The 26100-nt window shown below is 66.4% G+C and carries 19 protein-coding genes and 1 riboswitch; of the genes, 11 read left to right on the forward strand and 8 right to left on the reverse strand.

Annotated elements, in window-relative coordinates; all coding sequences use genetic code 11:
• Window positions 1-4: 4 nt before the first annotated feature.
• A complete protein-coding gene (locus SBI20_RS02420; protein WP_411911537.1) occupies window positions 5-1447 on the forward strand; it encodes an efflux transporter outer membrane subunit in 1443 nt (480 codons plus the stop codon).
• 359 nt (window positions 1448-1806) lie between these two features.
• Entirely contained in the window at window positions 1807-3018 is a 1212-nt protein-coding gene (locus tag SBI20_RS02425) for a multidrug effflux MFS transporter (RefSeq protein WP_317973544.1), read from the forward strand.
• A gap of 23 nt (window positions 3019-3041) precedes the next feature.
• Here SBI20_RS02425 and tenA read toward each other — a convergent pair whose 3' ends face one another.
• From tenA to SBI20_RS02450, 5 genes are all read right to left on the reverse strand, one after another.
• Window positions 3042-3707, reverse strand: a complete 666-nt coding sequence (tenA, locus tag SBI20_RS02430; RefSeq protein ID WP_317973545.1) for a thiaminase II — start codon at window positions 3705-3707, stop codon at window positions 3042-3044.
• Window positions 3704-4327, reverse strand: coding sequence for a nicotinamide riboside transporter PnuC (pnuC, locus tag SBI20_RS02435; RefSeq protein ID WP_317973546.1), 624 nt, complete (start codon window positions 4325-4327; stop codon window positions 3704-3706). The genes tenA and pnuC overlap by 4 nt, the downstream gene beginning before the upstream one ends.
• Complete coding sequence (locus SBI20_RS02440; protein ID WP_317973547.1) at window positions 4327-5457, reverse strand: phosphotransferase enzyme family protein; 1131 nt, start codon at window positions 5455-5457, stop codon at window positions 4327-4329. Before SBI20_RS02440 ends, pnuC begins: the two co-directional genes overlap by 1 nt.
• Window positions 5458-5495: 38 nt before the next feature.
• A complete protein-coding gene (locus SBI20_RS02445) occupies window positions 5496-7766 on the reverse strand; it encodes a TonB-dependent receptor (protein ID WP_411911538.1) in 2271 nt (756 codons plus the stop codon).
• A gap of 131 nt (window positions 7767-7897) precedes the next feature.
• Window positions 7898-8007: riboswitch (TPP riboswitch) on the reverse strand.
• 129 nt (window positions 8008-8136) lie between these two features.
• Window positions 8137-10569: a TonB-dependent receptor gene (locus SBI20_RS02450; RefSeq protein WP_317973549.1), complete on the reverse strand. Its 2433-nt coding sequence runs from the start codon at window positions 10567-10569 to the stop codon at window positions 8137-8139.
• A gap of 261 nt (window positions 10570-10830) precedes the next feature.
• Here SBI20_RS02450 and SBI20_RS02455 point away from each other — a divergent pair, with 261 nt between their 5' ends.
• Window positions 10831-11706: an exonuclease domain-containing protein gene (locus tag SBI20_RS02455; protein WP_317973550.1), complete on the forward strand. Its 876-nt coding sequence runs from the start codon at window positions 10831-10833 to the stop codon at window positions 11704-11706.
• On the opposite strand, the gene SBI20_RS02460 is transcribed toward SBI20_RS02455, so the two are convergent.
• Together SBI20_RS02460 and SBI20_RS02465 are read right to left on the reverse strand one after the other, a co-directional pair.
• Window positions 11703-12041: a hypothetical protein gene (locus tag SBI20_RS02460; RefSeq protein ID WP_317973551.1), complete on the reverse strand. Its 339-nt coding sequence runs from the start codon at window positions 12039-12041 to the stop codon at window positions 11703-11705. The two genes, SBI20_RS02455 and SBI20_RS02460, sit on opposite strands and share 4 nt — an antisense overlap.
• Window positions 12042-12144: 103 nt before the next feature.
• A complete protein-coding gene (locus SBI20_RS02465) occupies window positions 12145-12399 on the reverse strand; it encodes a hypothetical protein (RefSeq protein WP_317973552.1) in 255 nt (84 codons plus the stop codon).
• Window positions 12400-12636: 237 nt separating this feature from the next.
• Here SBI20_RS02465 and SBI20_RS02470 point away from each other — a divergent pair, with 237 nt between their 5' ends.
• A complete protein-coding gene (locus tag SBI20_RS02470) occupies window positions 12637-14697 on the forward strand; it encodes a phosphocholine-specific phospholipase C (protein WP_317973553.1) in 2061 nt (686 codons plus the stop codon).
• A 54-nt stretch (window positions 14698-14751) separates the two neighbouring features.
• Window positions 14752-15642, forward strand: a complete 891-nt coding sequence (locus SBI20_RS02475; protein ID WP_317973554.1) for an EamA family transporter — start codon at window positions 14752-14754, stop codon at window positions 15640-15642.
• On the opposite strand, the gene SBI20_RS02480 is transcribed toward SBI20_RS02475, so the two are convergent.
• Window positions 15620-16417, reverse strand: a complete 798-nt coding sequence (locus SBI20_RS02480) for a hypothetical protein (protein WP_317973555.1) — start codon at window positions 16415-16417, stop codon at window positions 15620-15622. The genes SBI20_RS02475 and SBI20_RS02480 overlap by 23 nt on opposite strands.
• 86 nt (window positions 16418-16503) lie before the next feature.
• Between SBI20_RS02480 and SBI20_RS02485 the strand changes: the two genes are divergently transcribed.
• The 6 genes from SBI20_RS02485 (at window position 16504) to SBI20_RS02510 (ending at window position 26088) form a co-directional block, all read left to right on the forward strand.
• Window positions 16504-17541: an isopenicillin N synthase family dioxygenase gene (locus SBI20_RS02485; RefSeq protein ID WP_317973556.1), complete on the forward strand. Its 1038-nt coding sequence runs from the start codon at window positions 16504-16506 to the stop codon at window positions 17539-17541.
• Window positions 17542-17842: 301 nt separating this feature from the next.
• Window positions 17843-18835 (forward strand): HlyD family secretion protein, encoded by a 993-nt coding sequence (locus SBI20_RS02490; protein ID WP_317973557.1) that lies wholly within the window; start codon window positions 17843-17845, stop codon window positions 18833-18835.
• Window positions 18832-21606 (forward strand): ribosome-associated ATPase/putative transporter RbbA, encoded by a 2775-nt coding sequence (gene rbbA, locus SBI20_RS02495; protein WP_317973558.1) that lies wholly within the window; start codon window positions 18832-18834, stop codon window positions 21604-21606. The genes SBI20_RS02490 and rbbA overlap by 4 nt, the downstream gene beginning before the upstream one ends.
• Window positions 21603-22730 (forward strand): ABC transporter permease, encoded by a 1128-nt coding sequence (locus tag SBI20_RS02500; protein WP_317973559.1) that lies wholly within the window; start codon window positions 21603-21605, stop codon window positions 22728-22730. The genes rbbA and SBI20_RS02500 overlap by 4 nt, the downstream gene beginning before the upstream one ends.
• A 26-nt stretch (window positions 22731-22756) precedes the next feature.
• Window positions 22757-24310: a TolC family protein gene (locus SBI20_RS02505; RefSeq protein ID WP_317973560.1), complete on the forward strand. Its 1554-nt coding sequence runs from the start codon at window positions 22757-22759 to the stop codon at window positions 24308-24310.
• Entirely contained in the window at window positions 24307-26088 is a 1782-nt protein-coding gene (locus SBI20_RS02510; protein WP_317973561.1) for a PHA/PHB synthase family protein, read from the forward strand. The genes SBI20_RS02505 and SBI20_RS02510 overlap by 4 nt, the downstream gene beginning before the upstream one ends.
• Window positions 26089-26100: the final 12 nt, after the last annotated feature.

Consider the following 26100-nt stretch of genomic DNA (forward strand, 5'->3'; position numbering starts at 1 on the left):
CATGATCAAGCACAGCAAGACGCTGGCTTTGCTTGCCCCCGGCCTGTTGCTGGCCGGGTGCAACATGGCACCGCACTACGTTCGCCCCGACCTGCCGGTGGCGCCTTCGGTCTCGTCCGGCATCGGGCAGGGGGCGGATACACAGGCCCAGGCTTCGGACGCCGCGCCGATGGCCTGGAAGGACTATTTCACCGATGCGCGCCTGCGCGCGGTGATCGGCCTTTCGCTCGAAAACAACCGCGACTTGCGCGTTGCGGTGGCCCATATCGCCCAGGCGCGGGCCCGCTACAAAGTGCAGGGTGCCGACCTGTTCCCGACCATTTCGGCCGGGGCCAGCGGCGACATCGCCCAGGTTCCCAGCGGGTTGAGCGGCCTGACCGGGGGCAGCGGAGGCTCTGCGGGCGGTCCGGCCAACAGCACCCGCTACAACCTCTATCGCGGGCAACTGGGGGTCTCGGCCTGGGAGATCGACCTGTTTGGCCGCGTGCGCAACCTGACCCAGGCGGCGCAGGAGGAATACTTCGCGAGCATCGACAACCGGGCGGCGGCACAAGTCTCGCTGGTGTCCGAAGTGGCCAATGCCTGGCTTCAGCTTGCGGCGGACCGCGAGCAACTGGCCATCGCCCGCGATACCCACGCGGCCTTCGCCCAGACGCTGGAGATCACGCAGGACCGCGCGAAGATGGGCGTGGCCTCGGACCTCGACCTGCAACAGGCCCGGACCAGCTTCGAGCAGGCGCGCGCCGATATCGCGCGGCTGACCACGACCGTGGCGCAGGACCGCAACGCGCTCGACCTGCTGGTCGGCACGCCCGTTGGCGACGCGATGCTGCCCGAGGGGCTGGACACGACCGAAGCAACCATCGGGCAATTGCCCGGCGGGCTGGCATCGAGCGTGCTGCTCAAGCGGCCCGACGTGTCCTCGGCCGAGCATGACCTGCGGTCGGCCAATGCCAATATCGGCGCGGCGCGGGCGGCCTTCTTCCCGCAGATCTCGCTGACCGCGGCGGTCGGCACGATGAGCATGGGCTTTGCCAACCTGTTCCGCGATGGCAGCCTGAACTGGTCGGCATCGCCTTCGGCCACGTTGCCGATCTTTGACATGGGCAAGAACATCAACAATTTGCGCTATGCCAAGGCCACGCGTGACGCGATGGTGGCGACGTATGAAAAGGCGATCCAGACCGCGTTTCGCGAGACCGCCGACGCGCTGGCCCGTCGCGAGACGATCGGCACCCAGCTCGATGCCCAGCAGAAGCGCGAAGGGGCCGCCCACAGCGCCCTGACGATTGCCCAGGCCCGCTACAAGGAAGGCGTCGATCCGTTCCTGACCACGCTGGACAGCGAGCGGACCTACTATGCGGCCCGGCAGGATCTGGTCTCGGTACGGCTGGAGCGGCAGACCAACGCGGTCGAACTGTTCCGCGCGCTCGGTGGCGGCGTCTGACCCTGATGCCGCCCGCCTGAGAGCCCGACCCAAAAGTCGGTCGGCGGAGGTTTGGCGAGGGATTTTGGGTCACCACAAGGAGGCTGAGAGCCGAGCGATGCTGGAAGCATCGTGGCGAACAGCCGACGCCGTGGTGGCGCAAAAGACCCGCCAAACCGACCCGAAGGACTTTTGGGTCGGGCTCTGAAAGGCCGGGGCGATGGTTCGTGCCTGCGCTGAAGCGGTTGATCCGGTTGTATCGGGTCAACCGCTTCAGGTTTTTGTTTTAGCGTGTTTTCTGCAGCGCCTAGTGGTTCCACCCGGTTTGAGAACGCGCTAGGGGGCTGCAACCCAAGCTTGAGACTGGATTGGCCATGCAAGTGAACGACGAAGGAAAGCCTTCGGTCGGATGGAAAGTGCTGGGCGTGCTCAGCATGCTGATGGGCTTTGCGTCGATTTCGACCGATGTCTATCTTCCTGCCATGCCCGCCATGGCGCGCTCGCTGGGGGCCAGCAATGGCATGATCGAGTATTCGATCACCGGCTATCTCGTCGGGTTCGCTTTCGGGCAATTGCTGTGGGGCCCGATCAGCGACCGCCACGGGCGCCGGGCTCCGATTGCCATCGGTATCGTCCTGTTCCTGTTTGGCTCTGCCGGCTGCGCGCTGGCGGGCAGCGCCCAGGCGATTGTCGCATGGCGGCTGTTGCAGGCGCTCGGTGCGGCAGCCGGGGTGGTGATTGCGCGGGCCATGGTGCGCGATCTTTTCGTCGGGCCTCAGGCGGCGCGGGTGCTCTCGACGCTGATGGTGGTCATGGCCGTGGCCCCGCTGGTCGGCCCGATCGTGGGCGGACAGGTGGCGGCCATGGCGGGCTGGCGGGCGATCTTCTGGTTGCAGGTGGGCATTGGCCTGTTCAACCTGGCCACGCTCTATACCCTGCCCGAGACTTTGCCCGTCGCGCAGCGCCATGATGGCCGCTTGCTCGATGTGCTGGGCCATTATGCGCGTCTGGTGCGCGAGCCGCGGCTGATGGCCTATGCGGCGGGGGGCGGCTTCTTCTACGTCGGCATGTTCGCCTATGTCGCCGGAACGCCCTTTGCCTATATCACCTATCATCACGTTCCGCCCCAGCTCTACGGGTTGCTGTTCGGTGTCGGGATCGTCGGGATCATGGGCTCGAACGCGATCAACGCCCGTCTGGTTGCGCGCCATGACAGCGATACGCTCCTGCTCTGGGGCACGACGCTGGCTGCCGTTGCGGGCGTGGGATCGGCGGTGGCGGCCTATTGGGATGTGGGCGGCCTGTGGGGGCTGTTCTTCACGCTGTTCCTGTTCGTGGCCAGCACGGGCTTCATCGTCGCCAATTCGATTGCCGGGGCGCTGAGCGACTACCCCGGACAGGCCGGCGCCGTCTCCGCGCTGGTGGGCGCGTTCCAGTATGGCAGCGGGGTGTTCGGTTCGGGGCTCGTGGGCCTTTTTGCCGATGGCACGCCCCGGCCACTGGGCTTCATCATGGCGCTGGCCGGGGTAGGGGCCTGTGTGGGGGCGGCCATGCTGACACGGGTGCCGCGCGCGGTGCGCCTGGCGGCGTGAGCAGATAACCGCCCCGAACGGGATCAGATCGGCCAGCTCTCGCGGCGCCAGGCTGAATCCCAGAACATCCATTCGAACCGGGTGGCCTGTTTGAACGCGCGGGCCATCGCGGTGCGGGTTGCCGGAGAGGCTTCCTGCGCCGCCGCATCGACCAGCGCGCAGACCCTCTTGGTCGCCTCGCCGAACGCGGGATCGGCATAGTTGTCGATCCATGCGGCATAAGGGTTGGGCGTGGTCGCGCGCGGCTTGATCGCGCAGCCCACCTCCCAATAGACCCAGAAGCACGGCAGGATGCCCGCGATCAGTTCTTCATAGCTGCGCGTGGCCGCCAGCGAGGCGATATAGCTGGTATAGCCGAGGCAGGCCGGGGTCGGCTCGGTGGCTTCGGCCATTTCCGGGCTGACGCCGAACTGGTTGAAGAAGGCCTGATGGAGCGCCTGTTCGACCACCACGGCGACTTTCGCGCCATCGGAAAATTCGAGCCGCGCCGCCGCATCGGGCGCGCGTGCTGCCGCCAGCGCCAGAGAACGGCCATATTCGGCCAGATAGAGGCTGTCCTGCACGATATAGTGCCGGAACGTCTCGCCCGGCAGGGTCCCGTCGGCCAGCCCGGTGAGGAACGGATGGGCGAGGATCGCCTCGCGCAAGGGGGCCACTTCAGCCCAGATCGTGTCGCAAAATCCCATCATGCATTCCCTTGCTGATCGTGATGCATATGTGTTGAACGGGCATGGTCTGCGCGCCAGCGGCGGTATCCGATCGCTGCCAGCACGACCATTGCCGCATAGAGCCCGGCTGTCGGCCACAAGGCCTTGTAAACGAACATGCCGACGTAGATCACGTCGACTGCGATCCACAGCAGCCAGTTCGCGGCCTGTCGGCGCGCGGTCCAGACCTGGGCGACGAGGCTGAAACTGCTGAGCATGGCATCCATCCATGGCAGCGCCGCGTCAGTATAATGGCTGGTGAACCAGCCGATGACGAGCCCGCCCAGCGCGCCCGCCACCAGCCAGCCCAGCGCATGGGCGAGGGGCAGCGGGCGGACTTCGACTGTCTTGCTCTCGCCCACGCCACTGCGGGTTTTGCCTGTCTGCGTCTTGCTCCGCGCCCAGGCCACCCAGCCATAGAGGATGCTGGCCCCGAACAGGACTTGCAGCACCATGTCGGCATAGAGCCGCGCGTCGAGGAACAGCTTGAAGTAGAGGATGCAGCCCAGCAGGTTTGCCGGCCAGCACAGCATCCGCCGCTGCGCCGTCAGCCAGACCCCCAGAATGCTGACGAGGACGGCGATGATTTCGAGAACCGGCATCAGGCCTGCGCTCCCTGTTCGAGGGCGCCGAGGAAGGCGCGCCCGGCGTCCGACAGGAACCACTGGGCATGCCCCAGAAGATAGTCGTCCCATGCGATCATGGCCTGCGCCTCGTCGTTCAGGATGCCGATGAAGTAATCGACTTCGCTCAGGGCAAACTCGATGTGGACGAGCGGCAGCAGCGCGATCACGCGTGCCAGATCCCCCCCGGAAAGCGGGACAAGGCTGCGATACCCCGCGATCAGGCCCAGCGCGGCCTGCGCGCAGGCCGCCGGATCGGCGGAGGCCAGATCGAGCCAGGGGATTGCGCAGCGTTCGATGGCCGTGGCCAGATCGTGCAGCGCGCTCGTTTGCGTGGCGAGGCCGAAATCGATGATCCCGGCGACCGTGTTGTCGTCTGCCCAGAGCAGGTTGGACGGGTGCCAGTCGTTGTGGGTCCACAAGGGGCGTTGCAACGGGCTTGGCATGGCCGGAGGGTCCGCCATCGCCGTGCCCAGTGCCGTGAAAAGGGCCGCAAGGCGCGATTGCCATCCCTTATCCTCCAGCCAGCCCGCCAGCGCCGGACGCGCGGCGACATAAGCGCGCGCCGCTGCCATGGGATCGGGGGCGGGCAGGATCGTGAAGCTGCCGACCAGCGGGCAATCGGGCCGCGCGGGTGCCCTGAAATCGCGGGCGGCCAGATGCAGCCGGGCCAGCGCGGCCCCGGCGGCAGGAGCATGGCATGCCTTGAGGAACGGGGTCCACGATTGCCGGTCGCGATAGAGGTCCGCGCCGGGCACGGGGCGCAGCAATTCGTAGGTCCAGTCCCCCTGCGCCAGCACGCTCGCGCCATCGTGCGTGGTTTCCACCAGGGGCACGGGCAGGCCACGGGCATGGAGATGGGCCATGAACGCGTGTTCGGGGGCGAGGGTGGCCGGACTGCGCAGGCGGGCGTGGTGGCGCTTGAGGAAGAAGGTGCCTTCGGGAACCTCGACCCGCACGGCGGCAGAGAAGGGCCGGGGTGAATGCCAGGCAAGGGTGAAGGGGCGGCCTGCCGAGGCCGGGAAGCGGGCAAGCACGGCCCCGGCTTCGGCAGGCGTGATGGCAGGCCAGGCTGGCGCTTCGAGCGCCATGCCCATTCCATGCACCATGTGGCCCTCAGGCATGCGACCGGTCTGCGTCATGGCGCTCAGAAAGCGCGTGAGAGCGTCGCGACGAAGGCCCTGCCGCTGCCCACGTAATAGCGTGGGGCCGCGCTCGCGATCACCGAGCCATTGCGCCCGATGGTGTCCTGCGCATTGGTGCTGACCGACTGCACGCCCGACAGGACATGCGGGTTGGTGAGGTTGATGGCGTTCAGGCGCAAGTCCATCGTCTTGTCGTCGATCAGCCCGGCCAGATGGACGCCCACCGAAAGATCGAACGTGGCATAGCCCCTGATGCGCTCGTCGTTCATGAACGTGGCATACTGGTGGCCGACATACTTGAGCGTGGTGCTGCCGAACAGGCGGCCCCGGTCATACGTGGTGCCCAGCGCGAACTGGAAACCGGGGCTGGCCACGGCATGCTTGCCTCGCGTGGGCAGGAAATCGTCGCCCACGGGCAGGTCGCTGTCGATGCGGGTGTGGAGCGCTTCACCCGACAGATAGATGCTCATCCCGCGCGCCGGGCGATAGTCGATCTCGCCATCGACGCCCCAACTCGTCTGGCTGCCGCCATTGACCGTCGCATTGACGAGCGCGCCGCCGCTGTTGACGATGGTCGAGACCTGCCGGTTGCGGAAATGATAGTGGAACCCGGTGAGCGAGAACGACAGGCTCGGCCCGATGTAGCGATAGCCCAGTTCCTGCGAAAGCGAGCGTTCGGGGCGCAGGTCGCCGCGCCCCTGGGTGACCGGCTTGCCCAGGTAGTAGCTGTTGAGCAGCGCAAATTCGTTGGGCGCGCGGAAGTTGGTGACGATATTGGCAAAGACCTGCTGGTGCCCGTCGATCTGCCAGTGCAGCGCCGCGCGGGGCAGGGCGGCAAAGATGTCGGAGCGCACGGCGTCCTGCGGGCCGGGCAGGTAATTGCGCCCATTGCGCAGCACGTTCACGCCCTTGAAGCCGATGTCGAGCGTGAGCTTGTGGGTGAGCGCCATGCTGTCGGCCACGAAAAAGCCCTTGGTCACGGTGACCGTGCGCTCGTTCTCGTAGGCCAGCACGCGCCCGTCGGCGGTGTGGATGGCGGTGGCCTCGTCGCCCCAGGCTTCAAGCGGATGGCCGTTGTCCTTGAGCGGGGTATAGCTCTGGGTCACGCGGTCGGTGCCATAGTCGAACCACAGCCCGGCGGTGATCTTGTGGGCTCCGGCCCTGAAGGTCAGGCTGGCGACATCGCCCACGCGCATCTGGCTGGCCATCCAGTTGCCCAGCACTGTCGCCTGTCCGTTGACGGCGCCGGGCAGGCTGATCGGGTCGGCCAGAAATTCGGTGCCCAGATAGTTGCCGGTCGTGCTCAGCTGCGTGCCATAGGGCGAGTTGCCAAAACCGATCTGGAAATAGCCGGTAGTGTCGAAATCGAGCCGGTCATTCAGGTGCAGGTGGACCGGCGCCGAGATATAGAAATTGCGGAACGGCGCGCGATAGAGCCGCCAATAGTTGGTATTGCCCGGCGTATAGCGGGCATCATAGTTGAACTTGCGCCCCGAGGCCTGCCAGTCGGCCATCGACGGGCTGGGATACGTCGAGGTGATCGCGTCGTTGTACGAGAGCGCCAGCGCGGCACGGTTGCCTTGCCCCCATTCCTTGAGGATCTTGGCATCGACATGGCGGCGGCGGTCAAAACCGGCCCCGCGCCAGTTGTCGGCGCGGTTGTTGGAGAAGGAGACGAAGGCCTTGAGCCCGGTCTTGCCGATTTCGCCGGTGTCGAAGCGCACGAAGCCGCGTGCCTCGTTGTATGACCCCACCGAGGCATCGACCAGACCGCCCATCCTGTCAGCCGGATCGCTCAGGCTGAGCGCGATGACACCGCCTGCCGCCGAAACCACCGGTGCGGCAATGTCGGCGGCCCCTTGCGCCAGCGTTATCTGCCGGAGATTCTCGGTATCGGCGAACTGCGAGGGATAGGCATAGAAATAGCCGATGTCGTTCTGCGGCGCGCCTTCCATCAGGACGCCGATCTGGTCCTGTCCCAGCCCGCGCAGGGTGATCCCCGAACTGACCGAAAGGCCATAGGGATCGCTGGAGGCCACATTGGCGCCCGGCAGCATGGCCACCAGCTGATAGGCATTGAGCGTGGGCGCCTGCTTGCGCAGAAAATCACTGCCGATCGCGCTGATCGCCTGCGGCGCGTTCTGGTCGGGGAGCAGCCCTTCGGGATCGCGATGGCCGATCACCTCGATGCGGTCAGCCGAATCGGCGCTGTCTGCGCTGGTGTCTGGATTGGCGCCTGCATCGGCGGCATGGGCATTCTGCGTCGACAGCAGGGCAGCCAGGCTGGCCCCGACGAGCGCGGCATGGCGCAGGCCGCTGCGCTGAAACGAGGGTGCCAAATTCTGAAAACAAGGGGAAAAACAGGCCGTCATGTCTCGTCCGCTCCACACGGAGGGACGCCGGAATTGCAGCCGTCGACCCTCCCTACGCCGGTGTCAACCGGATCAGGTTCAGCGGGTCGTGGTCTGCTGACCACCTCTCAGCCGCGCATCAGCGGCCCCCCGGGGATGTGCGGGCCACTAGACGTTTCGTGGCGTCGGGGAAAGAGACAAGTCGCAAAAATAATCGACAGACCGCAAAACAGGACCGGCGCTGGAAAGGGACCCCTTTCCAGCGCCGGCTGTTCTTCGGAAAAAGCGATCTTTACAGCTTGACGTGGGCCGTGATGATCGCGGTGCGGCCTGCGGCCTGGTTGACGAAGTGGGTGGTGAAGGCGCGGTCGAAATAGCGCTTGTTGAAGACGTTGTTGACGTTGACCTGAAGCGCGAAGCGCGGCGTCACCTGAAGCTGCGCGTTGGCGTCAAAGCGCCAGTAGGCGGGGACTTCGCGGGCCAGCGTCTTGCTGATCACCACCGCGCCATTGCTCACCGAGCGCAAGTCGGAATAGCCGCCATAGACCTTGCCCATGTATTGCGCATTGCCGCCCAGCGTGATGCGGTCGGTGACCTTGTAGGTCGTGGCCGCGGTAAAGCTGTGTTCGGGCGTGTTGGGGAAGCGCTTGCCGGTGTTCACCGAAGGCGCGGTCAGGCCCGAAGTGACGGTATAGCCGCCATCGACGATGGTCGAGTCCATGTAGGTGTAGCCGCCAAAGACGTTCCAGCGCGGGGTGATATTGCCCGAGAACGAGAACTCGATCCCCTTGATCAGGCGTTCGCCGATGAAGCTGACAAGGCCGTTGGCATCGATCGAGCGGGCATTGCTGGTATCGGTGCGGAACGCGGCGAGGGTGAGCGAAAGGCCTTCGTCGAAGACATTCCACTTGGTCCCCACTTCATAGGACTTGGTGCGTTCGACCTTGAGCGCGTCGGCGGCGTTCTGGTCGGTGCCCAGCGCATTGGTTTCCTGCCCGTTGGCAAGGTAGGAGCCCGGCGGGGTGGCGGCGCTGGAGGTCGAGAAGTAGATGCTGCCGTTGGGCGCGGGCTTCCAGGTCAGGCCAGCCTGATAGGACACGATGTCGTCGCGGCGGCTCACCCAGGTGCGCCCGCTTTCGTCGGTGGCGCTGGCAGCAAGGCCGGCGCTGGTGCGGGTGATGTAGTGGTCGTAGCGAACCCCGACGTTGAGCAGCAGGCTCTTGGTGATGTCGATCGTGTCGAGAACCGAGATCGCCTTGGTCATCGTGCGTGCACGGGTCCAGGTCTGGGGCAGCGAGCGCCCGATCGGCGAGACGGTCGAAGACCCGTCAGAGGCATAGCTGACCCACGGATCATAGGGGTTGGGCGCGCCCACGGTGGTGCAGTTGTAAGTCGTGATCGAGGCCGTGCCGCACAGACCGCCGGTGGGGAAGCTGCCGGTATAGCCGCTGCCGGTCGAAATCGCGGTGCCGGTGCTCGGGTTGGACTGGAACGCACCGACCTTGACCTTCTCGGTGCTGATCTCGGCGGTCACGGTGAAGGTGTTCTTGATGTGGCCGATGGCAAAGCTGCCGAACAGGTCGGTCTGGTTGATCAGCCCGGTCGTCTCGCTGTAGCGGGTGTTGGCACGGCGCCAGACATAGCCATTGGCGACATTGCCCTTGCTGTCGTCGGGCTGGGTGAGCACGTAGCTCTGGTCGGTCACGCCATAGCGGAACGTGTTGCGCAAGGTCAGGCCATTGCCGAACTCGTGCTGGGCGGTCGCGGTCCCGGTATTGGCGTGGGTCCGGCGGAAATCGCGGTCGACCAGGCCATAGAACGTGCCGCGGCGGACCTTGACGGGTCCGGTCTCGGTCACGCCGGCAGGGGCATTGTTGATGGTGTATTGATAGGGAATGCCGGAATCGGGCAGTTCGTTGGTGTCGAGGTGATAGTAGGCCAGCGTCAGGCTGCTCGGGCCGGTCAGGCCGAACTTGACCGAAGGCGCCACGCCCCAGCGGCTCTGCCAGATGGCATCGCGTCCGGCCACGTTCTGGTCGTGGTACATCGCCGCGATGCGCAGGCCGATGTTGTGGCCGAGGGGCTGGTTGATGTCGGCGGTCAGGCGCTTGTACTGCGAGGTGCCGGTGGCCGCCGAAAGATCGGCGAAGCGGCCTTCGACGGGCAGCTTGGAGACCATGTTGATCGCGCCGCCCACGTTGCCGCGCCCGCCCATCGTGCTGTCGGAGCCCTTGACGACCTCGATCTGGTCGACCGCGAAGACTTCGCGGCTGGCCGCGCCGATGTCGCGCACGCCGTCGAGGTACATCGAATTCTGCGCGTCGGTGCCACGGATATAGGGACGGTCGCCCTGCGGGCTGCCGCCTTCGCCCGCGCCCAGCGTAATGCCGGGGACGAGGCGCAGGGCATCGGTGAGCGAGGCCGTGGCCGTGTCGGCCAGAACCTGCGAGGGGATCACCGAGACCGAGCGCGGGGTATCGAGCAGCGGGGCGGTATACTTGGGCGAGGAGGCCTTGTCGGTCTTGTAGCTGCCTTCGGTAACGGCGGTGTCGGTGACGGTGACACTGCCCAGAACCTTGGGTTCCCCTGCAGCAGTCGATGTACTTTCCTGGGCCAGGGCGGGGGTGCCCACCGCAATCAGGCTGACGCAGCCGAGCGCGAGGAAGCGCGAAGCTCCCGTTCGGGCATCGAGGCGGTCGTCAGAGCGGTTGGAAGTGGTCCTCAACGTGAATTCCTTCGAGCCTGTGTTGTTCTGTCAGAAGCAGTTGCTCCGGCGGATTGCGCCGCGCCCCGTCTGCCTCCTGACGTTGCCGATTAATGCGAGTCGCTCGCACTAGCAAGTCTTGTTGAGAATGATTTTCTGTTTCGTTGCGTGCAAGGTGCGGATTGCGGCATTTTTGCACCAGCTCTTCAGGGCCCTTGAGCCCGCCGCATGGAGGGCAACCGCGCCGTTGTGGAATTTGACCGCGCCGCCTAGAAAAGGGCGATGAACGCTCCTGCGCCCATTTCGACCATGCGTACCTCGCCAGACTATCCCGATCCCGATTTTGTCGTCATCGATGTTGAGACGGCTTGCGAACGGGTCAGCAGCATCTGTCAGGTCGGCATTGTCGGCTACAGGGACGGGGGCGAAGTCTTCGCCTATGAAACGCTGGTCGATCCGCGCGATACGTTCTCGGCCTTCAACATCGGCATTCATGGGATCACGGCGCGTGATGTCGCCGGAGCGCCCGATTTCGCGCAAGTCCACGCCCGGCTCGAAGCCCACTTGGCCGGGCGCGTGGTGGTCGCGCACTCCAGCTTCGACAAGGGCGCGCTGGCGGCGGCCTGCACCCGGACAGGCTGCGCGCCGATCACCGCGCGCTGGCTCGACAGCGTGCGCGTGGCCAAGCGGGCCTGGCCCGATCTGACGAGCCACAGACTCAATGTCCTGGCCGATTTTCTGGGGCTTTCCCATCGCCACCACGATGCGCTGAGCGATGCCCGCGCGGCGGGGCAGGTGATCCTCCGGGCGATCGAGCACACCGGCACCCCGCTCGAAGCCTGGCTGGCGACCCCGCCCAAGGCCCGCGCCCGCGCGCCCGAACCGGCCCCGGACGGGCCGCTGGCCGGCATGCGGGTGGCCCTGCTGGGCGAGGCGGTCGACGGGCCTCTGGCGCAATGGGTCGCGCAGGCAGGCGGTCGCATCGTGGCCGGTGTCGGGCGGACGACCACGATGCTGCTGGTGGCCACGAAGCACCCTTACGGACGCTTTGTCGAAGCCAGCCCGGCCTATCGCAAGGCGGAAGAGCTGCGCAGGGCAGGCCGAGACATCGCCATCCTGACCGAGGCGGTCCTGCGCAAGCGGATCGGGGCGTTCTAGCGCTTCTTGCGCGCAATCGTGGCGGTGAAATCGGGGTCTTTGTTGGCCACCCAGTCGACGAACTTGCGGATCGCCGGATTGGCGAGCAGCCCGTCCACGTCCATGCCATAGCGCTGAAGCTCGGAATTGGTGAAATTCGTGATCAGCGTCTGCTGGCAGATGCCGTGCATGGGCACGACATCGCGGCCACCCCGGCTCTTGGGGGTGGGGTGATGCCACACGATGGTCGAACCGGTGGGGCGCCCGCAAAGCCAGCAGGGCACCGGTGCGGGTGCAGCCTCTTCCTCGTCGGGGAGGTCGTCGAAAGGATCACGTCGGGAATGCTTGCGGGCCATCAGGTCTGCCAATGAAGGGGAGCGCCAGAAGCGGCGACCGCAGGCTTCATAGCGGGCCGATGGCTGGCTGCAAGCCAAACAGGCCGCAAGCGGAACGCAGCCCTCAATTGCTCCGGCGGTGCTTCCCGCCATAGTGCTTGCCGCAATACTTTTCGAGGTTTTCCATCTCGCGCGCGGCGGCCGTGGCGGCGGCGAGGTCGCAGGGCATGGTTTCGGCAGCCGAAATGCGCGCATCGACCCTTGCCTTGAGTTCTTCGATATCGGCGCGGCTGAACATGTTCTTCTCGCGCAGATAGCAGATCAGGCTTTGCAGGATGATGATCGCCTTTTCGCCGGAATCGATTTCGACACCTTCCATCGTCGTAATCCCTGTCCTGTTCCCTTGCCGGACTTGTTTCCAAGCCGTTCTTCGCGAGTCCACTGGCGGAACCCTGTACCTTCCGAAGGTTCTCCTTCCCGGCGCAAAAGACAAGGGAAACCTTCAGGGGGCAAGAGAACAGGCCGGATGACGACCGGATTTTCGAAACCGTCATCATGCCTTCAAACTCGCCCTCCAAAGCGGTGGCTTGAACGTCTTTTTATTGCGGAAACAAGTATGAAGCACCTGCCTTCGCGTCGCACTTTTCTTCAGGCCGTGGCTGGCGCGGCGGCAGCCGGCACGATGCCGGCGGCCATTGCCCGCGCGCTCAGCCTTCCGGCCAATCGCCGCACGGGCACGATCCGGGATGTCGAGCATGTGGTTGTCCTGATGCAGGAAAACCGCTCGTTCGATCATTACTACGGGACCATGCGCGGCGTGCGCGGGTTTGGTGATCCGCGCCCCCTGTTGCTGCGCAGCGGGGCTTCGGTGTTCCACCAGCCCACGCCCGATGGCAAGGGTGTCGTCCTGCCGTTCCATCTCGATGGCACGATCAGCAATGCCCAGGGCATGGCCAGCCTCGACCACAGCTGGAAGGGCGCTTTTGCGCAATGGGCCGAGTACGATAGCTGGATCAGGCACAAGACCCCCCAGACCATGGGCCACTTCGTGCGCAAGGACATCCCCTTCTATCACGCGCTGGCCGATGCCTTCACCATTGGCGACCAGTACTTCTGCTCGATCCACGGGCCGACCAACCCCAATCGCATGTTCCTGTTTTCGGGGACGAGCGGGCTGAGCGTGGGCGATGCGCGCGCGCAGGCCGTCGACAATGTCGATGATGGCAACTGGACGGCCGACATGGCCCGCGACAAGGCCGATTTCCCGGCGGTTTCCCGCTGGACGACATATGCCGAACGTCTGGAGAATGCCGGGATCAGTTGGAAGCTCTATCAGGAATACGAGAACTTCGGCGACAATTCGCTGGCGTTTTTCGCGCAGTTCCGGGGGATCGACAAGGCATCCCCGCTCTATCGCCGGGGGCGGGCCTGGGTCGAGGGATCGAGCCTTGAAACCGCGGCCACCTCGCAGGCCGAGCATCTGGTTGCCGCCTTTGCCAGGGATGTTGCCGCCGACAGCCTGCCGCAAGTCTCGTGGATCGTCGCGCCCTATCGCTATTCCGAACATCCCGAAGCGACCCCGGCCTATGGCGAATCCCTGACCGCCCGGCTGGTCGAGGCGCTCGTGGCCAATCCCGCAGTCTGGGCCAAGACCGCGCTGATCATCAATTACGACGAGAACGACGGCTTCTTCGACCATATCCCCGGCCCGGTTCCGGCCATTGCGCGCGAACAGGGGCTCAGCACGATCGACACGCGCGGCGAGGCCTATCAGGGCGAGCCGGTGGGGCTGGGCATTCGCGTGCCTTTGCTGGTGGTTTCGCCCTGGTCGCGCGGGGGCTTCGTCAATTCGCAGGTGTTCGACCATACCTCGGTGATCCGCTTCCTCGAACAGCGCTTCGGGGTGATGGAGCCCAATATCAGCCCCTGGCGCCGCGCGGTGACCGGAGACCTGACCTCGATGTTCGACTTTGCCGATCCCGATGGGTCGGCGCTCCATGCCTTGCCCGTCATCGGCGATTATCGCGCGCGGGTGGCGGCACAGGCCAGCCTTGCCCATCCCGCGCCGCCTGCGCAGCAGGTCTTGCCCCGGCAGGAACCGGGCCAGCGCCCGGCGCGTGCGCTGCCCTATCGGCTGGCGGTCGAGGAGAGCGGGCAAGGTGCGGACTGGCGCCTGACCTTCCGCAACGATGGTGCGCAAGGGGCGGTTTTTCAGGTCTACGACCGGAAAGGGGAGGCTGGCCCCTGGACTTATACCGTGGGCGCAGGAAGCCATCTGGACGACCGCCTGCCGGGGCTGGCGCAGGGCCCCTATCGTTTGGTCGTGCGCGGCCCCAACGGGTTTGTGCGCGAACTGGCGGGCGAGGAGGCGCCGGGCGGCGTGCGCGTAACGCTCGAAGAAGCCGGCGATGCGGTGATCCTCAGGCTCGCCAATGCCGGTGCGGTCCCGGTGCGGCTTTCGCTGCGGCGGCTGGCCTATGATGCCGGGTCGCTGGGTGAAGTCAGCCTCGCGCCGGGCAAGACCCGCTCGGTGCGCGTCCCCATCGTCGAAAGCCATCACTGGTACGACCTGCTGGTCGAAGGACCGGACGGATTTGTGCGTCGCTTTGCCGGGCATGTCGAGACGGGCAAGACCAGCTGGTCCGATCCGGCCATGGGACAGCAGGTTTCTGTCTGACACGGTCTTTGGCAAACGATTGAGGGGGCTTGGCTCCGGGGCTATGAAGGCCCGATGAGCAAGGACGGAACCGACAGGACAGCACGCGACCTCGCCGCCGGATCGGGCGCGGTTCTGGGGGGGATGGTCATCCAGTTTCTGGGGGCCGCCCTTGCCAAGGGGCTGTTCGGGGTGATCGGGCCGCTCGGCATGGCCAGCTTGCGGCTGGTGTTTGCGGCCCTGGTCCTGATGCTGGCGCGGCGGGCGTGGCGACGCGTGCCCCCGCGTCCGGCATGGCCTGCGCTGGCGGTCTATGGCGTGGCGCTCGGGGTGATGAACCTGTCGATCTATCAGGCCTTTGCACGCATTCCCATCGCACTGGGGGCGGGTATCGAAACGCTCGGGCCGCTGGGCGTGGCGCTGTGGGCATCGCGGCGGGGGCTCGATGTCGTGTGGTTTGCGGTCGGCTGTCTCGGGCTGGCGCTGCTCATGCCACTGGGCGGGCATGCGGGGGCTCCGGTCTCCCTGTCGGGGATGGCCTTTGCGCTGCTGGCGGGGGGCTGCTGGGCGCTCTATATTCTGGCCGGGCGGCAGGTGGCGCCGATCATTGGCGGGGACGCGGTGGCCTGGGGGATGATGGTGGCGGCCTTGCCCGCGCTTCCGGTCGCCTTCCTGTCGGACGGGATCGCGCTGTTGCATCCCCATATCCTCGCCCTCGGGCTGGGGGTGGCGCTGCTGTCGAGCGCCTTGCCCTATTCGCTGGAAATGGAAGCCATGCGGCGCCTGCCGACGAGTACGATGGGCATCCTGCTCAGCACTGCGCCGGCCATGGCCTGTCTGGTTGGCTATGTCGCGCTCGGAGAGAGGCTGGCGCCGCTTCAGGGGCTGGCGGTCGGCCTGTTCGTGGTCGCGGCAGTGGGCAGCATGGCGAGTGCGGCGGGGATCAGGCGCGCAACAGGGGACTGAGCGGATCGCCTTCGTGCTCGCGGATCGTCCAGATCCGTTGGCAGCGGGCCCCGCGTTCATCCATGCTGCGGGCGTCCATGGCGCGGGTGGTCAGTTGCCCGCCTGAAAGACCGGGGGCAAGCACGCGCCCTTCCTGCCACGGCAGGGTCGAGGCGGTGATTGTCCATTGGCCGTCATGCCGGACACCCAGCGAAATTTCGCAATCGAGCAGGGCACGGGTCGTGGCAATGTCGGGCGCGGCGCGGATCAGGTCTCCCAGACAGGCCCCGGTGGGCAGGGCTTCCTTGCGTCCACGGGCCATCATGAACAGGTTTCCGGCCCAGACCAGCAGGCCGGGGCGGTCGCCCTGCGCCTCGTGGAGCAGCAGGGCGCCGCAAGGGGTGCTCGCCCCGCTGTCGTGATGCCAGTGTTCGAGATAGGGCAGGTCGCGCCCTTCCTCCTTCATCATGCCGTCTTCCAGCCAGAGGCGCCCGGCATCGGGCAGCGCGGCGGGCGGCTGGAAATCGATGGCCCGGTGCCATTCGAAGAACTGGCCTGCCGGGGCAAGCCTTCCGGCAAAGGCTTCCTGCCGGGCCATCCAGGCGATCTGCGCGGTGTCGAGATCATCGAAGCCGGTGACACCGGCAAACGAAGGGCGGGCCTCGGGCTGGCGCAAGTCGGCATAGAGGCTGGGGCCTTGCAGCCAATGAACCTGCGTGGTGGTGTCGCGGCGGCCATCGGCCCAGGCCAGAAGGGAACGGCGCCAGAGGCCGGGCAGGGCATCCATGGTGATCATCAGATGCTTTTGCGCGCTATCCCATGGTATTGCCAGACGTTGCTTGTCGATGGAGTCGCAAACGTGCGGCGCGGGGAGATGCATTCATGGGTACCGGGTTCACTTCCATTCCGCTGGTCGACATTTCCGGGTTGCGCTCGGAGCGGGCGGAGGACCGGGCGCGGGTGGCCGGGGAACTGGCTCGCGCCGCGCGCGAGGTCGGCTTTCTCTATGTGACCGGTCATGGTGTTCCCGAGGCCCTGTTCGAGGGGGTGCGCGCGATGGCCGAGCGCTTCTTTGCCCAGCCCCTCGAAGCCAAGATGGATGTCTACATCGGGCGCTCGACCAACCATCGCGGCTATGTGCCCGAGGGTGAGGAAGTGTTTCAGGGGGCCAGCAAGGACCGCAAGGAAGCCTACGACCTCTCGATCGACCTTGCGCCCGACGATCCGGCCTGCCGCGATGGCCATGTTCTCCTCGGGCCCAACCAGTGGCCCGACCTGCCCGGATTTCGCGAGGCGGTTCAGGCTTACTATGATGCCACGTTCGCGGTGGGGCGCCTGCTCCTGCGCGGCTTTGCCCAGGCCATGGGCGAGGCGTCCGACCATTTCGAGGATGTTCTTTCCTGTCCGCCCAGCCAGTTGCGGCTGATCCACTATCCCCACGATCCGCTCGCGGTCGATGTCGTGGGGATCGGGGCCCATACCGACTACGAGATGTTCACCCTGCTTCATGCCACCAGCCCCGGCCTTGAAGTGCTGAACGGGGAAGGGCAGTGGATCGACGCGCCGCCGGTGCCGGGGGCCTATGTCGTCAATGTCGGCGACATGCTCGAAATCCTCACCAACGGGGCCTTCGTGGCCACCTCGCACCGCGTGCGCAAGGTCAGTGCCGAGCGCTATTCGTTTCCGCTGTTCTTCTGCCTCGACCACGACACCCGGATCGAGCCGCTGCCCCGTTTCGTGACCCCGGAAAACCCGGCGCGGGCGGGCCTTGTGGCGGGCGAGCATCTCTATGCCCAGACCATGCAGACCTTCACGTATCTCAAGGAACGCCTCGCGCATGGACAGATCACACTTCCCGAGGCGGCGCGCGCGCTGTCCTCGTTCGGGCAGGAGGCCCGCTACAAGGCTGTATCCGTCTGATTTTCCGAACATGTTTCAGTCGTGAGGCAGGTGGCGCAGGCGCTGATCCGACTGGTGGCATGGAAAACTTGACACATCGGCCATTTTTTGGACTAATCATGCCGGTCTGCGTGATCAGATGGGCAGGGCAGCGTGCTTGCACGCGATTCTCCGTGGATTGATGTCGCGCAATAAAAACGGAATTTTTGGCCGCTAAGGCATGATCTTGCGCTGGTGGAGCGGGAACCCATATGGTGATGCAGATGCGTGATGCGGTTCTGGCCGCCAATTGGGCCGGGGCCAATCGGGGCGGGGTTGTCGGGTGAAGCGGTCTGCTCTGATCGCTCTCGCGCTCGTTTGCGCCGGTGGGGCCGTGGCCGGTGGCCTTGCATGGCGCCACTATGTCCAGGCCGACAGGTTGCCCGACTGGGTCGTGCGCAGCAATGGCCGGATCGAGATGACGCGAACCGACATCGCGGTCAAATATCCCGGCAGGCTGGTCTCGCTTCTCGTCCATGAGGGCGATGTGGTGCAGGCCGGGCAAGTCATCGCCCAGCAGGACGACGCCGATGCGCTGGCCCAGCTCGATGGCGCCCGCGCGGCACGCGAAAGGGCGCAGGGCGGGCTCGAACGGGCGCAAGGCGAACAGGCGGCGCACCGCAGCCAGGCCGATCTCGCCCGGCTCGACTGGACGCAGACCGCCGGGCTTCATGATCGCGCGCTGGTTTCCGATGTCGAGTTGCGCCAGCGCCGTCTGGCTCTCTCGGGGGCGAGCGAAAGCGTGAGCGCGGCAGGCGGCGCCGTGGGCGAGGCGCGCGGCGCCATTGCCCAGGCCGATGCCCAGATCCGGCAGGTCTCCAACGTGCTCAACGATTTGCGCATCCGTGCGCCGGGGCCGGGGCGGGTCGAGTACCGGATCGTCGAGCCGGGCACGATGATGGCGCCGGGCGGGCGGCTGGTCTCGGTTGTCAATCCCGAGGACGTGACGCTCACGATCTTCCTGCCCGCAGCGGCAGCCTCGCGCATCCGTCTGGGCGACGAGGCGCGGATCGTGCCACAGGGCTTTGCCACGGCGCTGCCCGCGCGGGTCAGCTTCGTGGCCAGCGACGCACAGTTTACGCCCAAGTTCGTTGAAACCGCCAACGAGCGGGACACGCTGTCCTATCGCGTCAAGCTCCAGATCCCTGCCGATGTCGCGCGCCGCTATGCCGGGCAGCTCAAGGCCGGGATGACCGCCGATGGCTATGTCCGCACCGAGCAGGGCCATGCCTGGCCCGACCTGACGAAGTCCGCTCCGGTGAAATCAGGCGCATGACGGCTTCGGGGAACGCCACGCACACCTCGATCAGCGTTGAAGGCGTTTCCCATCGCTATGGGGCGGTTCTGGCGCTCGACGGGATCAGCCTCGACCTGCCACGCGGCGGCGCGGTGGCGCTGGTCGGGCCCGACGGGGTGGGCAAATCGACGTTGCTGGGCCTGATCGCCGGGGTCAAGCGGCTTCAGGAAGGCCGCTTGCAGGTGCTGGGCACCGATCTGGCCGACAGCGACAACGCGCAGCGTTCGGCCTTTCTCGCGCGGGTGGCCTATATGCCCCAGGGGCTGGGGCGCAATCTCTATCCCACGCTCTCGGTGGCCGAGAACATCGACTTTTTCGGGCGGCTGTTCGGCCTCGACGCGGCCCAGCGCGCGGCCCATCAGGCCCGCCTGCTCGACGCGACGGGCCTCGCCCCGTTCCCCGATCGCCCGGCGGGCAAGCTTTCGGGCGGCATGAAGCAGAAGCTGGGCCTGTGCTGCGCGCTCGTCCACGACCCTGACCTCCTGATCCTCGACGAGCCGACCACGGGCGTCGACCCGCTCTCGCGACGCCAGTTCTGGGATCTGGTCGACGCCATGCGCGCCGAACGGCCCGAGATGACCGTGCTGGTCTCGACCGCCTACATGGAAGAGGCCGAGCGTTTCGCCCACCTCGTGGCGATGGATGCCGGGCGGATCATCGCGCAAGGGGCCACGGCCGACATCCTGCGCGAGACAGGCGCAAGCAATCTCGAACAGGCCTATATCAGCCTGCTGCCCCCCGAAAAGCGCCCGGCCACCGATTTGCCCGATCCCGGCCCATGGCAGGACACCGGCGAGGCACCGGCCATCGAGGCCCAGCACCTGAGCCGGCGGTTCGGCAATTTCGTCGCGGTCGACGATGTGAGCTTCCGCATCGGCAAGGGCGAAATCTTCGGTTTTCTCGGTTCGAACGGCTGCGGCAAGACGACGACGATGAAGATGCTGACGGGCCTGCTCGACGCGACGAGCGGCACGGCCAGCCTGTTCGGGCGCCCGATTGCGCCGGGCGACATGAAGACGCGCATGCGCGTGGGCTACATGTCGCAGGCCTTTTCGCTCTATGAAGAGCTGACGCTGCGCCAGAACCTGATGCTCCATGCGCGGCTCTATCAGGTGCCTGCCGCGCAGGCGGGGGCGCTGGTCGACGAGGCACTGCGCCAGTTCGCCCTTGTCGAGCATGCCGATGCGGTGCCCGCCTCGCTGCCGCTGGGCATTCGCCAGCGCCTGCAACTGGCCGCCGCCTGCCTCCATGGCCCTGAAATCCTTATCCTCGACGAGCCGACCTCGGGCGTCGACCCGGCGGCGCGCGACATGTTCTGGGGCCATCTCCTGCGCCTCTCGCGCGAGGAGCGGGTGACGATCTTCGTCTCGACCCATTTTATGAACGAGGCGGAACGCTGCGACCGTATCTCGCTGATGCATCGCGGGCGCGTGCTGGCTGTCGGCACGCCCGAAGGGCTGACCCGCGAACAGGGCGCACAGCGGCTTGAAGACGCGTTCATCACCGTGCTGGAGGCGCAAGCCGATCCGGCGCCTGCTGCACCGGCCCATTCTGTCGACCATGCGCGTGGCGAGGCCGCGCCGGTCGTGACCGGCGGCGGGATTACGGGCTGGCTGGAGCGCTGGTTCGCCTTTGCCTGGGCCTTTGCCCGGCGCGAGGCCATCGAACTCGCGCGCGACAAGGTGCGCCTCGCCTTTGCGCTGGCCGGGCCGCTGGTCCTGCTGTGCGTGTGCGCCTATTCGATCTCGTTCGACGTGCAGGGCGTGCGCATGGCCGTGCTCGACCACGACCAGAGCGGGGCGAGCCGCGATCTCGTCCGCCGTTTCGAGGGAACCCGCTATTTCACCCTGGTCGCTCCGGTTGAGGGGGAGGAGGCCGCGCGCGAACGCCTGCGCGAGGGCAAGGCGCAAATGGTGCTCGACATTCCGCCCGATTTCGGGCGCGATCTGGCCAGTGGCCGCCATCCGCAAGTGGGCGTGCTGATCGACGGGGCGAGCCCGTTTCCCGCGTCGAATATCCGAGCCTACGCCGACGGGGTCGTGCTGGCCTATCAGGCGCAGATGCTTGGCGCCTCGCCGCTGGTTGCTGCCGGGGGCCTGACGATGCCCGCCAGCATCGAGCCGCGTTTCATCTACAATCAGGATTTCCGCAGCATCTATGCGATCACGCCGGGCGTGCTGATGCTCACGATGATCCTGATCCCGGCCATGCTGACGGCACTGGGTATCGTGCGCGAGAAGGAGATCGGCTCGATCACCAATCTCCACGCCTCGCCCGCAGGCACGGGGGCCTTCCTGATCGGCAAGCAGGCGCCCTATGCGGGGCTGGCCATGATCAGCTATGTCAGTCTGGTGACGACGATCATCCTCGTGCTGGGGGTTCCGCTCAAGGGGTCGCTGGTCGCGCTCACGATCGGGGCCGCGCTCTTCGTGCTGGCCTCGACGGGGCTGGGCATGTTGATCTCCACACTGGTGCGCAGCCAGGTTGCGGCGATCTTTGCGACCGCGCTGATCTGCCTCGTGCCCTCCGTCAACTTTTCCGGGCTGCTCTATCCGGTCTCCACGCTCGTTGGCGGCAGCTATTGGGTTGGCGTCGGGTTCCCGTCCTCGTGGTTCCAGATCGTGAGCCTTGGCACGTTCACCAAGGGGCTGGGCATGGACAGCTTTGCGCAGGCCTATCTGGCGCTGGGCGGGTTTGGCCTCGCCTTCATCACCGCCGCGCGGTTCATGCTGGGGAAGCAGGAGGCATGAAGCGCTGGCTGATCAATGTCTGGCTGCTGGGCGCCAAGGAACTGCGCAGCGTGATGAAGGACACGACGCTGCTCGTGCTGATCATCTTTGCCTTCACGGCGGCGGTCCTGATCGTGTCCAAGGGGGTCAAGGCCGAAGTGTCGAATGCGACCGTGGCCCTGATCGACGATGATCACAGCGAGCTGTCGCGGCGCCTTGCCGATGCGATCCGCCCGCCCTATTTCCAGACCCCCGTGGCCATTTCGCGGGCCGATGTGGCAGGTTCGATGGATCAGGGGCGCACGATCTTCGTGATCGAGATCCCCCCGCGTTTTCAGGCCGATGTCCTGGCCGGGCGCAGTCCGTCGGTGCAGATCCTCGTCGATGCCACGGCAATGACGCAGGCCGGGCTGGGCGCGTCCTATTTCCAGCAGATCTTCGCTACCGAAGTGCTCGATTTTCTCCATCAGAACGGGATCATCGCCAGCCTGCCGTTCTCGGTGACGAGCCAGACGCTCTACAACCCCAACTCGCAATCGGCATGGTACACTGCCGTCATGCAGATCGTGACCAATGTCACTGTGCTCTCGATCATTCTGGTCGGCGCGGCGGTGATCCGCGAGCGCGAACACGGCACCATCGAGCATCTTCTGGTCATGCCGGTCAGGGCCAGCGAGATCGCCTTTGCCAAGATCCTCGCCAATGGGCTGATCATTCTGGTCGTCGCCATGGCCTCGCTGTGGTTCGTGGTCCACGGGGCGCTGGGGGTGCCGCTGGCCGGATCGCTGCTGCTGTTTGCCGGGGCGATGATGCTCTATCTGTTCTCGGTGACGGCGCTGGGCATGTGGATGGCCACGATGGCTCCCAGCATGCCCCAGTTCGGGCTGTTCGCGGTGCCGGTCTACGCCATTGCCTACCTGCTCTCGGGCGCGGCCACCCCGCTCCAGAGCATGCCGGTGCCGGTTCAGGCCATTGCCCGCCTGCTGCCCACGACCCGTTTCGTCAGCCTGTCGCAAGCCGTGCTCTATCGCGGCGCGGGCCTGCATACGGTCTTGCCCGAACTGGTGATGATCTGTGGCTGGGGCACGGCTTTCGTGATCCTGGCTGTTCAACGTTTCCGCACGATGCTGGCCCGGCAAGGGTGACCCCAGGGATGACCTCAGGGATAGATATGGCTCTTCGACACGCCGCCCCGCTTTCGCTTCCCTGCCGTTCGGCCATGCGCATGGTACCGGCCACGCTGGTTCTGGCGCTGGCAGCTTGCGCCGCCCCGCCGCCCTCCCGGCCAGCGCCCGCCGCGCAAGTCGTGGCGCCGGCCCGCCTCGATGCAGCTGCCGCACAGGGCGCTGCGCAAGGGGAGGGCGCCGCCGCGCTCGACCAGTGGTGGACCGCCTGGGGCGATCCCGCGCTCGACAGGCTGGTGGACGCGGCGCTGGCCGCCAATACCGACTTGCGCGTGGCGCGCGCCCATGTTGAGGCCGCGCGCGCGCTCGCCTCGGTGGCCGAGGCCGCGCTCTATCCGACCATCGCCGCGCAAGGGGCGGGCTGGGGCAATGCCGGCGATACCGGGATCGATGGCACGGCAGGTTCGGTCCTGTCGCCCTTCACGCGCGGCGCGACCGGCGGTGGCTATCTGGTTGGCCTTGGCGCGCAGTGGGAGCCGGACATTTTCGGCGGGCGCCATGCCGATGTCGCTGCCGCACAAGCCATGGCTGGCGGGGTCGACTGGATGGCGCAGGGCGTGCGCCTGATGGTCGTGGCCGATGTGGTAGAGAATTACCAGCAATGGCGCGGGCTTGAGGCGCGGCTTGCGCTGCTCGACCAGAGCCTTGAGGCCACGCGCGCGTTGACCGCGTATGTCGCCGCGCGGCAGGGCACCGGCCAGGCCAGCAAGCCCGACCTGACCCGCGCGCAGGCCGCCGCAGCGTCGCTTGAAGCCACGCGTCCCCAGCTTCTGGCCCTGATCGATGCGCGCCGCCGCCGCCTTGCGATCCTGTCGGGCGCGCTGCCCGAAGCGATGGTCGACGTGGTGCCGCGGCGCGGGGGCAGCTCCGATCTTGCGGTTCCGCCGCCACCATCGGGGCAATGGCCCTCGACCATTCTCGAACGCCGCCCCGATGTACGCGCGAGCATGGCCATGGTCGCGGCGCGGGCGGCCAAGCTCAAGAGCTACAAGGCCGATCTCTACCCGCGTTTCAGCATCGGTTTTTCGGGGCAGAACGGCGAGTTGGGTCTTTCGGGCCTGCCCGGCTTCGGGGGGACGATGGGCCTGCTCAACGTCAAGGCGAGCGTGCCGATCTTCACCGGCGGGCTCTTGCGCGGGCGGATCGCGGCGGGACAGGCCGAACTGGAAGGTGCGCTGGCCGCGCAGGACCGCACGGTCCTGTCCTCGCTGGAGGAAGTCGAGACCGCCTATGGCCTGCGCGCCGGGTTCGATGCGCGGGTCGCCGGGCTTGTCTCTGCCCGCACGCTTTCGGCCCGCCGGGCGGACGAGGCACAGGCTTTCTATCGCGCCGGGCGTGTCACGCTCGGTGATGTGCTTCAGGCCCGGCTCGATACGCTGTCCGACGCCGACAAGCTCGAACAGGCCCGCATTGCCCAGCGCAGCGCCACCGTGCAACTCTACCGGGCCTTGGGTGGTGGCTGGAGCCCGCCCGCACCCGGCCCATCCGTTTCATCCGCCCATCCTGCCCTGCCAGTCTTGCAAGGGAGTTCCCCCCGATGACCGAGCCTGCTGCCTACCATCCCCCCGCAGCTCCGCCCCCCGCGCCCGATCCGCTCGACGGTCTGGCCGCAACCCTCGACCGCGCGGCCTTTGCAGGCATCGCCAGCATGACCGGGGGACTTTCGCCGGTCACCGTGGCCCAGGCCTTTTCCGACTGGGCGCTCCATCTGGCCGCCTCGCCCGGAAAGCGGCTCGATCTGCTGGGCAAGGCGGTGCGGCAATGGCTGCGCCTGGCCGACCAGTGTTGCCATGGCCCCAATCCCGAACATCCCGGAGCCCCGGCGATCAAGCCCCTGCCACAGGATCACCGCTTCGATGATCCGGCCTGGCAGCAAGGCCCCTTCGGCATGATCACCCAGTCCTTCCTGCTTGCCCAGCAGTGGTGGAGCAACGCCACGACCGGCATTTCGGGGGTCAGCGCCCATCACGAGGCGATCACTGCCTTTGCGGTCCGCCAGATGCTCGACATGGCCGCCCCCAGCAATTTTCTGGCGACCAATCCGGTCCTGCAACAGCGCATCCTCGATACCGGCGGGATGTGTCTGGTCGAAGGGGCAAAGCTGTTCCTCGCCGATCTTGCCGAGCTGACGCGCGGCGGCCCCGATCCGAAGGAAAGTCCGCTCCAGATCGGTCGCGACATCGCCGCCACGCCGGGCAAGGTCGTCTATCGCAACCGGCTGATCGAACTGATCCAGTACAGCCCGACGACCGCCGAAGTGAAGCCCGAGCCGGTGCTGATCGTGCCTGCCTGGATCATGAAATATTACATCCTTGATCTTTCAGCCAACAATTCGCTGATCGCCTGGCTGGTCGGGCAGGGCTATACCGTCTTCGCGATCTCGTGGCACAATCCCACCAGCGAGGACCGCAACCTCGACATGGACGATTATCGCCAGCTTGGCCCGATGGCCGCGCTGACGGCGATCCAGGCGATCACTGGCGCGGCGCATATTCATGCGCTCGGCTATTGTCTGGGCGGAACGCTGCTGAGCATCGCGGCGGCGGCCATGGCGCGCGAGGGCGACGAGCGCCTTGCCTCGGTTACCCTGCTGGCCGCGCAGACCGACTTTACCGAACCGGGCGAACTGGGCCTGTTCATCGACGAGGGCCAGCTCAACCTGCTCGACAGCATGATGTGGGAACGCGGCTATCTCGACAGCCACCAGATGGGCGGCGCGTTCCAGATGCTGCGCCCCAACGATCTGGTGTGGTCGCGCGTCCTCAACGAGTACCTGATGGGCGAGCGGCCGGGCGTCAACGACCTGATGGCCTGGAACGCGGACGGGACGCGCATGCCCTATGCCATGCACAGCGAATACCTGCGCCGCCTGTTCCTGCACAACGATCTGGCCGAAGGGCGTTTTCTGGCCGATGGCCGGGCCATTGCGCTCTCCTCGATCCGCCAGCCGCTGTTCGTGGTGGGCACCGAGACCGACCATGTCGCCCCGTGGCATTCGGTCCACAAGATCCACATGCTCACCAGCGCGGCGATCACCTTCGTGCTGACGAGCGGCGGGCACAATGCCGGGATCGTCTCCGAACCGGGCCACAAGCATCGCCACTATCACATGCTTGAACGCCGCGAAGGCCAGGCCGCGCTTTCGCCCGACGACTGGCTGACCCAGGCAAACCCTTATGAGGGATCGTGGTGGGAGGCATGGGGCCGCTGGCTCGACGCCCATTCCGGCTCTCCCGTGCCGCCTCCGCCGATGGGCGCCCCGGACAAGGGCTATCTCCCGATCGCCGCCGCGCCGGGCACATACGTTCTGGAGAACTGACCGATGACCTCC

This window comes from Novosphingobium sp. IK01, assembly GCF_033242265.1.
Taxonomy (GTDB): Bacteria; Pseudomonadota; Alphaproteobacteria; order Sphingomonadales; family Sphingomonadaceae; genus Novosphingobium; species Novosphingobium pituita.

Excerpts from the sequence above, each read along its gene's own strand:
- tenA (WP_317973545.1), bottom strand. The coding sequence starts at position 3,707 with ATGATGGGATTTTGCGACACGATCTGGGCTGAAGTGGCCCCCTTGCGC.
- pnuC (WP_317973546.1), bottom strand. The coding sequence starts at position 4,327 with ATGCCGGTTCTCGAAATCATCGCCGTCCTCGTCAGCATTCTGGGGGTC.
- SBI20_RS02440 (WP_317973547.1), bottom strand. The coding sequence starts at position 5,457 with ATGGTGCATGGAATGGGCATGGCGCTCGAAGCGCCAGCCTGGCCTGCC.
- SBI20_RS02455 (WP_317973550.1), top strand. The coding sequence starts at position 10,831 with ATGAACGCTCCTGCGCCCATTTCGACCATGCGTACCTCGCCAGACTAT.
- SBI20_RS02460 (WP_317973551.1), bottom strand. The coding sequence starts at position 12,041 with ATGGCCCGCAAGCATTCCCGACGTGATCCTTTCGACGACCTCCCCGAC.
- SBI20_RS02465 (WP_317973552.1), bottom strand. The coding sequence starts at position 12,399 with ATGGAAGGTGTCGAAATCGATTCCGGCGAAAAGGCGATCATCATCCTG.
- SBI20_RS02470 (WP_317973553.1), top strand. The coding sequence starts at position 12,637 with ATGAAGCACCTGCCTTCGCGTCGCACTTTTCTTCAGGCCGTGGCTGGC.
- SBI20_RS02475 (WP_317973554.1), top strand. The coding sequence starts at position 14,752 with ATGAGCAAGGACGGAACCGACAGGACAGCACGCGACCTCGCCGCCGGA.
- SBI20_RS02480 (WP_317973555.1), bottom strand. The coding sequence starts at position 16,417 with ATGATCACCATGGATGCCCTGCCCGGCCTCTGGCGCCGTTCCCTTCTG.
- SBI20_RS02485 (WP_317973556.1), top strand. The coding sequence starts at position 16,504 with ATGGGTACCGGGTTCACTTCCATTCCGCTGGTCGACATTTCCGGGTTG.
- rbbA (WP_317973558.1), top strand. The coding sequence starts at position 18,832 with ATGACGGCTTCGGGGAACGCCACGCACACCTCGATCAGCGTTGAAGGC.
- SBI20_RS02500 (WP_317973559.1), top strand. The coding sequence starts at position 21,603 with ATGAAGCGCTGGCTGATCAATGTCTGGCTGCTGGGCGCCAAGGAACTG.
- SBI20_RS02505 (WP_317973560.1), top strand. The coding sequence starts at position 22,757 with ATGGCTCTTCGACACGCCGCCCCGCTTTCGCTTCCCTGCCGTTCGGCC.
- SBI20_RS02510 (WP_317973561.1), top strand. The coding sequence starts at position 24,307 with ATGACCGAGCCTGCTGCCTACCATCCCCCCGCAGCTCCGCCCCCCGCG.